Here is a 14,447-nt window from a genome sequence, read left to right as displayed (position 1 = left end):
CTCATGACCTTACCCTCTATGCAAGTGAATCAAAACGTACTGGCCATCGATATTGGTGGGACATTGGTGAAGTTGGGCGTGGTCGACCCAACGGGTTGTGTGCACCACAGCTTTCACATTGACACCCGTGCATCACGCGGAGCCCATGCCTTGTTTGACGAACTGGCCGGCATTGCGCAATCCCTGGTGCAGCCCTATGCACTGGCGGGTGTGGCCGTTTCAACCTTGGGCGTGATTGACACGGTGTCCGGCACGGTACGTGGCGCGTCGGATGCAATTCCCGGCTACCTGGGGCTTTCACCTAAACAGTTGCTGTGGGACGCTCTGCAGATGCCCGTGCTGGTCGAAAACGATGTGAATTGCGTAGCCCTAGCCGAAGGCTGGTTAGGTGCTGCGCAGGGTGTTGAGAACTTCGTGGCCTTGACCCTAGGAACAGGAATTGGCGGTGGGGTGTTCATGGGTTCCCAGTTGTACCGTGGCGCGCACGCCGCCGCTGGGGAATGGGGTTATATGGTGGTAGGCGGTGAACGTTGGGAAGACGTGGCTTCGCTGCGCGGCCTAGGCCGATTGGGTGCTCGCGCTATTGCGGGCTGCACGTTGGATGCAAAAGCCATATTTGAACGCGCCGACGCTGGCAGCGTGCCCCATGCAGCCGTGGTGCAAGAGTGGCTGGAGTTGCTGGCCAGCGGTCTTGCCAACTTGATCTATGCCTTTGATCCGCAATGCATTGTCTTAGGAGGCGGCATTACCGGGCGTGGGCCCCGCGTGCTGGCCGAAATACAAGCTGCTCTAGACGCTTTGTTGCACCCGGACTTTGTGGGCCTGCAAGAACTTCGATTGGCTGCGGCGGGCAACCACGCCGGTTTGCTCGGTGCGGCACGCGCTTGGTTTTTGGCACACCCCGCTGGGCTGGCCTAAGCATTTTCTTTATTGACCGTTTGAGAACACACCATGGCCACCGTATCACTGAGCAATATCCAAAAAACCTATGACAGCAAGACCCACGTCATCAAAGGCGTAGACCTGCACATTGACGATGGCGAGTTTGTCGTGTTTGTAGGGCCCTCGGGTTGTGGCAAATCTACGCTGCTGCGCATGATTGCGGGCTTGGAAGACATCAGCGCCGGGGAGTTGCGCATCGGAGAGCGCTTGGTGAACGACGTGTCAGCCTCCAAGCGCGGCGTGGCCATGGTGTTTCAGAGTTACGCCTTGTATCCCCACATGACGGTGTTTGAGAACATGGCTTTCAGTTTGAAGCTGGGAGGGGTTGATAAGGCCACGGCCCAAACCATGGTGCACAAGGCCGCGGAGATATTGCAGATCAGCCATCTTTTGGAGCGCAAACCCAAAGCCCTGTCGGGTGGGCAGCGTCAGCGCGTGGCCATAGGCCGCTCAATTGTGCGCGACCCTCAGGTGTTTTTGTTTGACGAGCCTTTGTCTAACCTGGATGCGTCGCTGCGGGTGCAGATGCGCATTGAGCTCTCCAAGCTCCACAAAGAACTGGGCACCACCATGGTGTATGTCACGCATGACCAGGTGGAGGCCATGACCTTGGCAGACCGCATTGTCATTTTCAACGGCGGAAAGATTGAGCAAGTGGGTTCGCCCTTGGCGTTGTACAACCATCCCGTCAACCTGTTCGTGGCAAGCTTTTTGGGCTCGCCCGGTATCAACCTTGCCACCGTGCAGTTGGAGCAGCACCTGGCTGATGGCGTGGTCGTTCGCCTGCAAGATGGCGACCTGCTGACCCTGCCACTGCGAGCCCAGGCGTATGCATGCGGTGCGCAGTTCACCTTGGGTATTCGCCCAGAGCATGTAACGAGCAGCCAGACTTCAGACGCCCTTGGAGTCCGTGGGCAGTTTGAGTTGGTCGAGCATTTAGGAGATGTGCAATTGGCGTACTATCGAATTCACGGAGCGCAGACCAATTGGAGCGTCAAGCTATCGGCGCAAACACCCTTAGATGAGCTTGCGGGCGCGAAGCAATTGTTTTTCGCGCCAGCGCATTGCAACTTGTTTGACGCTAACGGATTGGCGCTCCAGCGACACTGACACAGCCCCAGGGCAAGGACACACGCAAATGCACAAGGCCACGATGGCATGAGTTTTTCCGGCACAAATTTAGAGAATGCGCGGCTGCACAACCGCCGCGTGGTCCTGGAATCCATACGGCAGCACACACGCCTGTCCCGCGCTGATATCACCCGCTTGACCGGGCTGACGCCGCAAACCATCTCCAACATCACCAGTGAGCTGTTGGCGCAAGGCTTCTTGAGCACCTTGCCCGCAGAAAGTGGGGGGCGAGGTCAACCCGCCGTGCCATTTGTCATCAATCCACAAGGGGCTTATTCGGTGGGCGTACAGCTCAGCCAGCACAGCCTGCAAGCGGTAGCGGTCGACCTGTGCGGGGCGGTAGTGGCCAGAGCGCATGCCGCAGTGGATCGGGTTCGCCCCGCACAGGCCGTCGCCCCGTTGAAAGACGTCTTGCAGCGTTTGCAGCAGTTGGCTGGTTTTCCTATGGCCAAGCTCTTGGGCATGGGGGTGGCCACACCGGGTCCATTCGGTGTAGATGGCTTAAGTGCCATTGGTCCCACCACCTTGCCCGGTTGGCAAGATCTGTCGGTGGGCGAGCAGCTGTCGGCTGCATTGGGTTTACCTGTGATGGTGGCCAATGACGCGAGCGCTGCCGCCATCGGAGAGCGCTTGTATGGGGCTGGCAGCACCCTGAGCAACTTTGTCTACATGTTCGTAGGCGAGGGCTTGGGGGCGGGATTGTTTCTCAACGGGCAGGTGTTTGACGGCGTTGCCAACAACGCGGGGGAGCTGGGGCACATTGTGGTGGAGCGCAACGGGCGTGCTTGTTACTGTGGGAACCATGGGTGTCTGGAGCGTTACCTGTCCCTGTGGGCGGCCTATGAAGCCCTGGGGTTTGAAGACCCCACCCAGGCAACACCAGAGGACTTGCTGCACGCCATGGAGCGCAATGACCCGCGTTTGGCAGCTTGGCTGGACGAGGCTGCCACCTATATGCGCCAAGCCATCAACATGCTGGAGTGCATGTTAGACATTGAAACCATCATTGTGGGCGGCCTGCTGCCTGTGCCCATTCTGGAAAAGATCATTGCCCGTTTGGCGCCGTTGTACGCATCGGTCGGCAACCGGTCCAACCGCAAAGTAGCCCGGTTGCTCGTTGGCAACGTGGGGAGCGAAATTACGGCACAAGGTGCAGCCGCCTTGCCCATCTTCCATGAGATGAACCCCAGCTTTAACGTGCTGTTAAAGAACCATTGAACGCGTTGGCCCTAAAGACTGTGCGCTAGTCTTTAGGGCTGAATAACCCTTGATCCGTATCAAGGATTGGCGCGTCGGCATACGCTGCTTCCTGTAATTTCAGAAAATACTGAAAATTCAGAAAGAGGCGTAAATTCATGAACCTTCCTCCGCTTACCCAGCGCTTTGTCTTGCATTTTGGTGAGATGGGCAGTCGCTGGGGTATCAACCGCACGGTGGGGCAAATCTATGCCCTGTTGTATGTGTCAGCCAAGCCGCTCAACGCCGATGAAGTGGGCGAGGCCTTGAGCTTTTCGCGCTCCAATGTGTCCATGGGCCTCAAGGAGTTGCAGTCGTGGAACCTGGTGCGCTTGATTCACCAGCCCAAAGACCGGCGTGAGTACTTTCAGGCACCCGAAGACGTGTGGGCGATCTTTCGCACTTTGGCGGCTGAGCGGCGCAAGCGTGAAATCGACCCCACCTTATCCATGTTGCGTGAGGCACTGATGGAACAACCCAGTGTGAGCGAAGACATCCACGCCCAAGCCCGCATGACGCAGATGCATGACTTCATTGAGATGATGACCGACTGGCTGGACGACATGCAACAGATGGACTCAGACACCCTGCGCAGCCTCATGCAAATGGGCTCCAAAGTACAGAAACTGTTGGAGTTCAAAACCCGGGTGAAACAGGCGTTTAGCCTAAGCCCAGAGCCGGCCGAGCAAGCCTGGGGCGTGCAGCCAAGCCCTTCGCCAAACGATGGTGCCATCGGTACGCAAGCGACGCATGCGGCGGACACCGCGACCCAAGTGTCCACCACAGCAATGCAATCAATCCCGACCCCAGCTAAGGAGTAAGCCATGGACACCGTTGACCCTGTGGTCTTGGCCCGCATTCAGTTTGCGGCCAATATGACCTTTCACATCTTGTTTCCCACGATCAGCATTTCGATGGGCTGGGTCTTGCTCTTTTTCAAAAAGAGGTTCACCGCGACAGGGCAGCAGCACTGGATGGAGGCTTACCAGTTTTGGGTCAAAATTTTCGCGCTCACTTTTGCGCTGGGCGTGGTCAGTGGCATCACCATGAGTTTCCAGTTTGGCACCAACTGGCCGGGCTTTATGAATACGGTGGGCAATGTGGCTGGACCGCTCTTAGCCTATGAGGTGTTGACCGCCTTCTTCTTGGAAGCCACCATGCTCGGCATCATGTTGTTTGGCCGAGGCCGTGTGAGTGAGCGTGTGCACACCTGGGCTACGTTTTTGGTGGCGGCGGGAACCACCATGTCGGCGTTCTGGATACTTGCGCTCAATTCCTGGATGCATACCCCCGCCGGTTTTGAAATGGTCAATGGGCAAGCCCACGTCACCAGTTGGATGCAAGTCATTTTCAACCCCTCATTTCCCTATCGGCTTACGCATATGCTGATAGCGTCCGGCCTGACGGTGGCCTTTTTGCTCGCGGGTATCAGTGCTTACCGCTGGCTCAAAGGCGACCATGGGTTGGAGGTAAAAGCAGGCCTGCGCACGGGGATCTACCTCGCGGCAGCGCTGATTCCCGTCCAGATCGTGGTGGGCGACATGCACGGGGTCAACACCTTGCACCACCAGCCTGCCAAGATTGCGGCAATGGAAGGCATCTGGCAAACCCAGAAGGGCGCTCCCGCCGTGCTGTTTGCCTTGCCAGATGCGTCCACGCAGTCCAATCGTTTCGAGGTGGCCATCCCCAAGCTGGCTTCGTTGTACCTCACCCACGACTGGGAAGGAGAAGTCAAAGGGATTGACGCCTTTGGCACCCAGCACCCTCCGGTGGCACCTGTGTTCTTTGCGTTTCGCATCATGGTGGGCGTGGGCATGCTGATGCTTGCCGTGAGTTGGTTGAGCGCTTGGCGCATGCGCCGGGGCCGGGACCTGGCCACTTGGCAAGCGCGTGTCTTGGTAGCCATGACATTTGCGGGATGGGTGGCTCTGCTGGCGGGCTGGTATGTGACTGAAATAGGACGTCAGCCATGGCTCGTGCAGGGAGTACTCACCACAGCCCAAGCCGCGTCCCAAGTGCCAGCCAGCAACATCGCATTGACCCTCACGATGTACCTCAGCCTGTACGCCGTGTTGCTCACTGCGTATGTCAGCGTGGTCTTCCACTTGGCTAAAAAAACCAGCACCGCCAACACCTTGCCAGGAGCCCAACATGCTTAATACCGTACCCATTGTGATCCCTGATCTCAGTGTCCCCGCGGGCTGGTTGCCTCTGGTCTTCGCCTTGGTCATGGCCTTGGCCATGCTGGCCTATGTGATCTTGGACGGCTATGACCTCGGGGTGGGAGTGCTCTTGCGCCGTGCTGATGACGAAGCGCAAAAAGACACCATGATTGCCAGCATCGGGCCGTTTTGGGATGCAAACGAAACCTGGCTGGTTTTGGGTGTGGGCGTGCTCCTCGTGGCATTTCCTATGGCACACGGCTTGATCTTGGGGGCTTTGTACTTGCCCGTTGCGCTCATGCTGTTAGCGCTCACCTTGCGCGGTGTGGCCTTTGACTTTCGGGTCAAAGCACGTGCTGAGCACAAGCCCCTGTGGGACCGCGCGTTCTACCTAGGCTCATTGCTTGCCGGGTGGTCACAAGGCTACATGCTGGGCGGTCTCATTACCGGCTTCAAAGACGACTGGGCCACCCATTTGTTTAGCGCTCTGATCGGCTTGTGCTTAGTGTCTGCCTACTGCCTGTTAGGTGCGGGCTGGCTCATCATGAAGACCGAAGGCGCGTTGCAGCTCAAGGCCGTGGCTTGGGCGCGGGGGAGCTGGATGTTTACGGCCGCAGGTGTCGCAGCCATCTCTTTGGCCACGCCTTTGGTGAGTAGCCGCATTTTTGACAAGTGGTTTAGCTTCCCCAATTTGGTGATGCTTTTGCCCATTCCCGCCATGACGGTTGCCTTGTTCTTTGTGATCGCGCGCAGCCTCAAGCGCCTGCCTACGCGCCTAGCCCAAGGCAACCAGTACGGTGCGGCCGTGCCGTTTGCATGTACTGTCGGCGTGTTTTTGCTGGCGTTTTATGGCCTGGCTTACAGCTTGTTCCCGTGGTTGGTGGTCGATACCTTGACCCTGTGGCAAGCCGCGAGTTCTCCTGAGGCTTTGATGGTGATCTTTTATGGGGTGGTGGTCGTGCTGCCCGTCATCATTGGCTACACCGTGTTCGCCTACCGGGTGTTTTGGGGCAAATCCACTGCACTGAAGTACTGACGGGTCCTTATTGCGGATGCCTCTTTTCGGAGTGGGGATTGTCTGTCGGTTGGGCGGAGTGGGGTGGTTTACCATCGCGGTCCACCATGACCGACGCACGCCCCCTTTCCCCTCTGCAAATCCCTGAAGAAGACATCGAGATCAGCGCCATTCGCGCCCAAGGCGCGGGCGGACAAAACGTCAACAAGGTCAGCAGCGCTATCCACTTGCGCTTTGACATTGGTAAATCTTCTTTGGCTGATGATGTGAAAGAACGATTGCTGGCCTTGGCAGATAGCCGCATCACCAAAGCGGGCATCCTGGTCATCAAGGCCCAGACACAGCGCACCCAAGATATGAACCGCATGGACGCCCTGCTGCGCTTGCATGCGTTGGTCAACAGTGTGGCGGTGCCGCCCAAAAACCGCAGACCCACCAAGCCAAGCTACAGCTCGAAAATGCGCGTAAAAGCGGCTAAGGCGCAGAGATCACAAGTTAAAGCCTTGCGTGCCCGGGTGGCCGAGTAAGGTGGCCAAACGCTGACAGAGGCTCAAAAACACTCGCTAAACCTCCAAGGCGTCGATAAGATGGCAGTCTATGGAGCCCACCCAACCCCACGCAGCCTCTGAGGCGGACGAGTTCGTCATTGCGCAATTGTTGAGGCGTGTCGCGTGGGCAGCGCTTGTGATGTGCGTTGTGTCATTTATTGCGCTTGTGGTGGAATACGGATTGAACCCTGAGCGCTTGATTTCCGTAGCGGCAGTAACCCTGAGCTTGAACTTGGCCTTGTGGCGGCTGCATTATTCGGTGCGCCAAGGCGCTGCAGTCTTTGTCATAGGGACTTGGCTGGGCGCAGCCGTGTCCACCGTTGCACTGGCAGGTGTACACAGTGCCAACTGGTTGATTTTTGTAGCGCTGCTGTTTCTAACGGGTTGGGCGCTTGGTCGGGTATGGTTGTGGTGCCTCACGGCGGCGACGATTCTCTTGGCATTGGGGCTCACCTTTGCTGAGCTACAAGGCTACATAGTCCCCACGCCCAGAGCCTCTGCCATGGTCATCGCGGTGACGGTGGTGGGGAGCTTAGTCTTCATCGCCATCTTGACAGCCTCCGCCTACCAAACCCTTAGCAAGGGGCGCGACAGAGCACTGGCCTTGGCCAAAGAAATGGGCGCAAACAATGTCACCCTGGCCCAACGCGAGCGTGATCTTGAAATGATCATGAACCAAGTGCCTGCCGGCATTGCCTCGTTCGACACGCAATCACGCTTACGCATGGGCAATGTGCATTACGCGGCCTTGTTTGGTGCAAAGCCCCAAGATTTGGTGGGCCGCGCGGTGAAGGATTACGTGCCTGCAGACACCTTGGCTTATTTGATGGCGTACTGGGAGCGTTGCCTTGGCGGTGAGCGTGTGGTGTATCGCCGTGAAAACCACCATCCGGTGACTGGGGCGGTGACCGTCGTGGATGTGGTACTGGAGCCTGAATACGAGCACGGGCAGGTGGTCGGTATGTTTGCACTGATAACAGACGTCACCGAGAAGGTGGCGGCTGAAGCAGAGCTGCACGAGCTCAATGGTTCTCTGGAGAAAAGGGTGACCCAGCGCACGCTGGAGCTGGAAGTCGCCTTGGCCCGCTTGCGAACCTCGCAAGAAAAGCTGGCCCGCAGCGAAACCAAAGCCGCGCTCAGTACGTTGGTGGCCAGTGTGTCGCACGAGCTCAGCACCCCCATTGGCAATAGTTTGATGACGGCCACTACCTTGGTCGACGAAGGAAAAAAGTTCGAGAAGCTGCTCAGCGCACACCAACTCAAACGCTCAGAGCTCACCCAGTTTGTGCAAATGGTGCACGGCGGCAACGACCTCATGCTGCGCAACTTGCAGCGCGCCGTCGAGCTGTTGGCGAACTTCAGGCAAGTGGCGAATGACCAAGCCAGCCAGCAACGCCGCCAGTTTGACTTGGCGACCATGGTGGCTGAGGTGATGGAGACGCTGAGCCCCAGCCTGAGGCGCACGTCCCACAAAGTGGTGCTGGACATTGCCCCGGGCATCACCATGGACAGCCTGCCCGGCGCGCTGGGGCAGGTGATCATCAACCTGACCAACAATGCGATCTTGCATGGGTTTGAGGGGCGCACCGGCGGAGTTTTTACGATCAGCGCTCTGCCGCCCCACCCTCTGGAAGAAAGCCAGAAGAGCGACACCCAAGACCAAGGGGCCGCGCCTGCTGGCGCAGAGCCCGCATTGTTTGTCACCCTGGTGTTTGAAGACAATGGCGTTGGCATTGCGCCGGAGACGATGGAACGTCTGTTCGAGCCTTTTTTCAGCACCAAAAAGGGCAAAGGCGGCACGGGGCTGGGTATGGGGATTGTGGAGAGCCTCGTGTTCAAGACCTTGGGTGGCACCATCCGTGTGCAATCCACCGTGGGCGTTGGCACACGCTTTGAGGTTTGCTTGCCTTTGCGTGCACCAGAGGGCCACGCCCGCACTTAAGGCGTGAGGCTAAACGCCTGCGAAGTCACCTGCTAGTAGGGCTTTGCGCTGCGTGGGCTCAAACTTTTCGATGGCATAGCGCAGCATGGTGCGGGGCATGGCGGCGTGGTGACGTTTGATAAACGCCAGCAAGGCCTTGGCATCGCGCTTGCCCAACTCGCGCAACATCCAGCCACAGGCTTTGTGCATCAGGTCTTGGGGGTCAGCCAGCAGCATTTCGCACAGGGCCAAGGTGTCGCTGGATTCGTTTGCGCGCAAGAAGGCAAAGGTGGAGAGCACCGCAATGCGCCTGTCCCACATCACCGGCGATTGCGCCAAGGTGTACAGCACCGCGCGGTCATGTGTCAGCAAGTAGGGGCCGCTGATGTAGGGTGCCGAGCTGTCCACCAAGTTCCAGTTGTTCACCCGGTGGCGCTGTGCCATGTAGGTGGTGTAGACGGCTTCTTGTGTGGCTGCATCACCTTTTTCAAAACGCCGCACCATGATGGCCAGCGCCATCAAGCGTGCCTCGTTATACGGCGACTGCAGCAGCGCGATGCAGTCAGACAGCGCAAGTTGGTTGAACTGGCGCGCGTGCTGGCGCACCTCAGGCACACGGATGCCGTAGAACAGGTCGCCCTCGCCATACTGGCCCTTGCCGGTCTGAAAGTACTGCGCGGCAGTGCGCGCTTTGCCGGGGTGGGCCAGCGCCGCCAGTCGTTCCAAGGCCAGCTGGCCTTCGGCAGATAAGTTAGCTACTGCGTGAGGAGACTTTGCGCTGGGCATAGGTGTGGGTACAGCCACTAGCGAGGACTAGCGCCCGCGTAAGAACAGGCTGTCCAACTCGCTGAGTTTGAGTTGACGCCAGGTGGGGCGGCCGTGGTTGCACTGGTCGGAGCGCTCGGTATCTTCCATTTGGCGCAGCAGGGCGTTCATCTCTTCTAAGGTGAGTTTGCGGTTGGCGCGCACGGCGCCGTGGCAGGCCATGGTGCCCAAGAGTTCGTTTTGCGCGCGCTGAATCACGGTGCTGGCATCGTGCTGGGCCAGCTCGGCCAACACGCTGCGCGCCAGTTCCACCACATCGCCTTGGGCCAAGCTGGTGGGCACGGCGCGCACCGCCAGCGTTTTGGGTGAGAAGGGGCTGATTTCCAGGCCCAAGGTGTGCAAGGTGCTGCTGTGCTCTTCGGCGGTGGCCACTTCATCGGCCGTCGCCGCAAAGGTGGCTGGAATCAGGAGGGGCTGACTGGCCAAGGGGTACACGGTGCCATCAGGCGCGGTCATGCTGATTTGCTTTTTGAGCCGCTCGTAGACGATGCGCTCGTGCGCTGCGTGCATGTCCACAATCACCAAGCCCTGGCGGTTCTCCGCCAAGATGTACACGCCTTGCAGCTGGGCCAAGGCCCGGCCTAAGGGCCAATCGCCAGGCGGCAAGTCAGGCGCGGCGTTGGTTCCTGGGCCTGTCTGCGCGGGTGGGGGCTGGTCAGCGCCAAAGCTGGCGCTAGGTGCCCGCTGCCACAGCGCCGCTACGTCGCTGACCCGGTGTCCGCCACTGTCTTCATTTGCTCTGAAATTGATAGCTGGCTGCGCAGAATACATGGGCGCCAATGGCATATTAGTGCCTGAAAATGCGTTGGCGGCTAAATCCGTGGCTTGCGTGTTGTTGGAGGGAACCGCCTCGGTGCTGCGCAGGTAGTGGGGCAGCGTGTGTGCCGGCGGCGCTGAGGTGTCGCTATCGTGCGCAGTGGGCAACAGGCTGGCGGCAGCTTCAGCCAATGCGGCACGGGGCGCGGCCAAAGCGTCTTCTACCCCGTGGCGCATGGCTTGGTGCACTTCGCGGCTATCTCGGAACCGCACCTCGATTTTGGTGGGGTGTACGTTCACATCCACCCGCGTGGGGTCAATCTCTACGTACAGCGCGTACACCGGCTGGCGGTGGCCGTGCAGCACGTCTTCATAGGCGCTGCGCGCGCCATGCGTCAACACCTTGTCGCGCACAAAGCGGCCATTCACATAGCAAAACTGCTGGTCCGCGCGCGAGCGCGCTGCGTCGGGTATACCGGCACGGCCCCACACGCGCACGGTGGGTGTGAGGTCGCTGCGGGTGGCGCTGGTGCGGTAGTTCACCACCACCGAGCGCTCCACAAACTCGCTGCCCAGCACATCGGCCAAGCGTTGGTCCAGCGCGGTCATGGGGTCAGGGTGCTCGCAGCGGCGCCATTGCTCTACCAGTTTGCCGTCGGACCAAATGGCAAAGCCCACATCAGGGCGGGCCAGCGCATGGCGGCGCACGGCTTCTACGCAATGGGCCAACTCTGTGGCGTCCGTCTTCAAAAACTTGCGGCGTGCAGGCGTGCTGTAAAACAGCTCTTTGACCTCAACTGTGGTGCCCCCACTGCGCGCCACCGGGCTGAGTTCGCCGGTGCGCCCGTCTAGCAAATAAGCGGCTGATTCGCCACTGGCGCGCGACAGTATTGCGCAGTCAGCTATGGAGTTGATAGCGGCCAGTGCCTCGCCTCGAAAGCCCATGGTGGCCACAGACTCCAGGTCTTGCAGATTGCCAATTTTGCTGGTGGCGTGGCGCTTAAAAGCAATGTGCAGCTCATCGCGCACGATGCCACTGCCGTTGTCTTCCACCGAAATCAGCCGCACCCCACCGGCCAGCAGGCGCACGGTGACCTGGGTGGCGCCTGCGTCCAAGGCGTTGTCGACCAGCTCACGCACTACCGAGGCGGGGCGTTCGACCACCTCGCCCGCGGCAATTTGGCTGATCAGCTCGTCAGGCAGTTCACGGATGGGGCGGCGGGGGAGGGGGGGTAGAGGTGCGTTCACCTAGACATTCTAATTTTTGTGCCCACCCTTGCCTGAACGCGGTGCCTAAAGCGCGGGCTACGGGGCCTAGGGGTGAGCAGTGATAATCCCCGTCCATGGAAATCATTACTTTTTTGCTCGACTTCATTCTCCACGTAGACAAGCATTTGGAGACCTTTGTCCAAAGCTACGGCATGTGGGTGTACGCGCTGCTGTTCGTCATTATTTTTGTAGAGACCGGCGTGGTGGTCATGCCGTTCTTGCCGGGCGACTCGCTCTTGTTTGTGGTGGGCGCCATGTGCGGCGTGGGCCTGATGAGCTACCCGCTGGCAGTGGGCTTGCTGCTAGCCGCTGCGATTTTGGGCAACCAGTGCAATTACGCCATTGGCCGTTACTTTGGCCCCAAGGTGTTTCAGTGGGAAAACTCGCGCTTGTTTAACAAGGCGGCGTTTGACGCTGCGCATGCGTTTTATGAAAAGTACGGTGGCATTACCATCGTGGCCGCCCGCTTTATGCCGTTTTTGCGCACCTTCGCCCCCTTTGTGGCGGGTGTGGCCAATATGACCCGCGCCAAGTTCACGTTTTTTGATGTGACGGGCGGCACTCTGTGGGTGGTGGGCATCATCACCGTGGGCTACTTCTTTGGGAACATCCCGTTCGTGAAAGCCCACCTCGACAAAATCATCTGGGCCATGATCCTGATCCCTGGCCTGTTTGTCATGGCCGGCGCTTGGAAAGCACGCCGCAATGCCAAGGCGGCTTAGACCCACTTAAGCGCTTACGTTACAGAAAACCAAGTCTGCAAGTCCGCTACTGCTAAATCCAAAAACGCGCGCAGTGTGGCGGAGACGAAGCGTTGACGGGGGTAGACCAAGTGCACCGGGTCTGCCTTGGCTTGCCAGCTGGGGAGCACGCGTACCAAAGCGGTGGCAGCTGGGTTAGCCAGGGCGGCAGACTGCACCACGTAGGTGGGCAGCAGCGCCACCCCTTGGTGGGCTTGGGCCATCGACAAAATCAAGTTCAAGTCGTTGGCAATCAGCTGTGCGCCCAAGGGCACGGTTTCTAGCTGGGCACCGCTGGACAGCGTCCATTGCGCTTTGCCCAGTGCGGTGAACTGCAGGCATACATGCTGCGCTAAGTCCTGTGGCTCTGCCAAGGAAGGCGCTGTGTCGAGATAACCCGCACTGGCAAACGGTGCCCAGCAGGCCACGCCTACTTGGCGGGCCACTAGGCTGGAGTCTTGCAAGTTGCCAACGCGAATGGCTACGTCCACGCCTTCGCTTACCAAGTCCACCTGGCGGTCGGTGAGCAGCAACTCTAGCTGCACCGCAGGGTAGGCGGCCCGGAACTTGCCCGCTAAGCGGGCCAAGCCGTCGTAGCCCAAGTCCACCGGGGCGGTGACGTGCAGCTTGCCTTGGGGCTCTTGCAGCGACGCGCGCACCGCCGACTCCGCCACATGCAGCAACTCCAGCCCTTGCGATGCGTGGGCAAAGTAGGCTTGGCCCTTGTCGGTGAGCAAGAGGCTGCGCGTGGTGCGCTGGAGCAGGGTCACGCCCAAGCGTTGTTCCAGCCGGGCTACGCGGGAGCTGATGGTGGACACAGGCAAGCCCAAGCTGCGCGCCGCAGCGCTAAAGCTGCCCATTTGCACCACTTTGACAAACACGGCGGTTTCATTCAGGTCCAAAGGTTTGGTGTGCATGGCGTGCGTAGGTGTTAAGGCTTGATATTTCATTTAATGGAAATATGTTTGTGCATTTTCCCATCTAGTGGTGGCGCGAGGCCTGCCCTACATTCCTAGCAAAGGAACGATGACGATGAAAACACTCCGCTTTATCAAACGCAGCAACGGCAAACATTGGGTGGGCGATGGCTTTCCGGTGCACAACATCTTCTCGTACAACGACATCGCGCAAGACATGTCGCCGTTTTTGATGTTGGACTACGCATCGCCCACCACTTTTGATAGCACGACACGCAAGCGTGGTGTGGGCTCGCACCCCCATAGGGGCATTGAGACGGTGAGCATTATTTATGCGGGCGAAGTCTCGCACCGCGACTCTGCAGGCGCTGGCGGCACCATCGGCCCCGGCGATGTGCAATGGATGACGGCGGCCTCTGGCTTGGTGCATGAAGAGTTTCACAGCGCCGCCTACGCGCAGACGGGAGGCGACTTTGAGATGGTGCAACTGTGGGTGAACTTGCGTGCCAAAGACAAGATGATTCGCCCGTCGTACCAAGGCATCACCCAAGCGCAGATTCCCGTGATTGCCTTGCCGGCAGAGGCGGGCCATGTGCGGGTGATTGCGGGCGACTACCAAGGCACCGCAGGTGCGGCGAGCACCCATAGCCCTATGAACTTGTGGGACGTGGTGGTCAAAGCTGGCAGCACGGTGCAGTTTCAGTTGCCGCAAGGGCATAGCGCGTCTTTGTTTGTGATGCGCGGTAGCGTGGCGGTGGATGGCAAAACTGTGGGCCCCGCCTCTTTGGCGGTGCTAGAGCGCGCAGGCACTGTGCTGCAGTTTGAGGCGCTGGAAGACAGCACGCTCTTGTTCATGGGCGGTGAGCCTTTGAATGAACCGGTGGTGGGCTATGGCCCGTTTGTGATGAACACGCAAGCGGAAATCCACCAAGCGTTTGCCGACTTTCAGGCCGGGCGCATGGGGCAAATTGCCGAAGTCGCTTGA

13 protein-coding genes are annotated in these 14,447 nt (G+C 59.1%); 10 read left to right on the top strand and 3 right to left on the bottom strand.

The window, feature by feature from the left end:
- The first annotated feature begins 3 nt into the window (after window positions 1-3).
- From EXZ61_RS13945 to EXZ61_RS13910, 8 genes are all read left to right on the top strand, one after another.
- On the top strand, window positions 4-918 hold the full coding sequence (locus EXZ61_RS13945; RefSeq protein ID WP_168224769.1) for an ROK family protein: 915 nt from the start codon (window positions 4-6) through the stop codon (window positions 916-918).
- Between the two features lie 33 nt (window positions 919-951).
- On the top strand, window positions 952-2,052 hold the full coding sequence (locus EXZ61_RS13940) for an ABC transporter ATP-binding protein (RefSeq protein ID WP_142812337.1): 1,101 nt from the start codon (window positions 952-954) through the stop codon (window positions 2,050-2,052).
- A gap of 48 nt (window positions 2,053-2,100) precedes the next feature.
- Window positions 2,101-3,291: an ROK family transcriptional regulator gene (locus EXZ61_RS13935; RefSeq protein WP_142812336.1), complete on the top strand. Its 1,191-nt coding sequence runs from the start codon at window positions 2,101-2,103 to the stop codon at window positions 3,289-3,291.
- Window positions 3,292-3,428: 137 nt separating this feature from the next.
- A complete protein-coding gene (locus EXZ61_RS13930; RefSeq protein WP_237218963.1) occupies window positions 3,429-4,130 on the top strand; it encodes a GbsR/MarR family transcriptional regulator in 702 nt (233 codons plus the stop codon).
- A gap of 3 nt (window positions 4,131-4,133) precedes the next feature.
- Complete coding sequence (locus EXZ61_RS13925; RefSeq protein ID WP_142812335.1) at window positions 4,134-5,468, top strand: cytochrome ubiquinol oxidase subunit I; 1,335 nt, start codon at window positions 4,134-4,136, stop codon at window positions 5,466-5,468.
- Complete coding sequence (locus EXZ61_RS13920; RefSeq protein ID WP_142812334.1) at window positions 5,461-6,507, top strand: cytochrome d ubiquinol oxidase subunit II; 1,047 nt, start codon at window positions 5,461-5,463, stop codon at window positions 6,505-6,507. Before EXZ61_RS13925 ends, EXZ61_RS13920 begins: the two co-directional genes overlap by 8 nt.
- A gap of 86 nt (window positions 6,508-6,593) precedes the next feature.
- A complete protein-coding gene (gene arfB / locus EXZ61_RS13915) occupies window positions 6,594-7,013 on the top strand; it encodes an alternative ribosome rescue aminoacyl-tRNA hydrolase ArfB (protein WP_142812333.1) in 420 nt (139 codons plus the stop codon).
- A gap of 70 nt (window positions 7,014-7,083) precedes the next feature.
- A complete protein-coding gene (locus EXZ61_RS13910; protein WP_142812332.1) occupies window positions 7,084-8,976 on the top strand; it encodes a PAS domain-containing sensor histidine kinase in 1,893 nt (630 codons plus the stop codon).
- A 9-nt stretch (window positions 8,977-8,985) separates the two neighbouring features.
- Here the strand turns inward: EXZ61_RS13910 and EXZ61_RS13905 are convergent, their stop codons facing one another.
- Together EXZ61_RS13905 and mutL are read right to left on the bottom strand one after the other, a co-directional pair.
- Window positions 8,986-9,741 (bottom strand): DNA alkylation repair protein, encoded by a 756-nt coding sequence (locus EXZ61_RS13905; protein WP_142812331.1) that lies wholly within the window; start codon window positions 9,739-9,741, stop codon window positions 8,986-8,988.
- A gap of 27 nt (window positions 9,742-9,768) precedes the next feature.
- The gene (gene mutL, locus EXZ61_RS13900; RefSeq protein ID WP_142812330.1) at window positions 9,769-11,784 is read right to left on the bottom strand and encodes a DNA mismatch repair endonuclease MutL; all 2,016 of its coding nucleotides are present in this window, start codon (window positions 11,782-11,784) and stop codon (window positions 9,769-9,771) included.
- A 95-nt stretch (window positions 11,785-11,879) separates the two neighbouring features.
- On the opposite strand from mutL, the gene EXZ61_RS13895 reads away from it, so the two are divergent.
- Window positions 11,880-12,527, top strand: coding sequence for a VTT domain-containing protein (locus tag EXZ61_RS13895; RefSeq protein WP_142812329.1), 648 nt, complete (start codon window positions 11,880-11,882; stop codon window positions 12,525-12,527).
- Window positions 12,528-12,541: 14 nt separating this feature from the next.
- Here the strand turns inward: EXZ61_RS13895 and EXZ61_RS13890 are convergent, their stop codons facing one another.
- Window positions 12,542-13,462: a LysR family transcriptional regulator gene (locus EXZ61_RS13890; protein WP_201799081.1), complete on the bottom strand. Its 921-nt coding sequence runs from the start codon at window positions 13,460-13,462 to the stop codon at window positions 12,542-12,544.
- 115 nt (window positions 13,463-13,577) lie between these two features.
- Between EXZ61_RS13890 and EXZ61_RS13885 the strand changes: the two genes are divergently transcribed.
- Window positions 13,578-14,447, top strand: coding sequence for a pirin family protein (locus tag EXZ61_RS13885; protein WP_142812328.1), 870 nt, complete (start codon window positions 13,578-13,580; stop codon window positions 14,445-14,447).

Origin of the sequence: Rhodoferax aquaticus, from assembly GCF_006974105.1 — a bacterium.
GTDB lineage: Bacteria > Pseudomonadota > Gammaproteobacteria > Burkholderiales > Burkholderiaceae_C > Allorhodoferax > Allorhodoferax aquaticus_A.
This window is presented reverse-complemented; position numbering and strand designations above follow the sequence as displayed.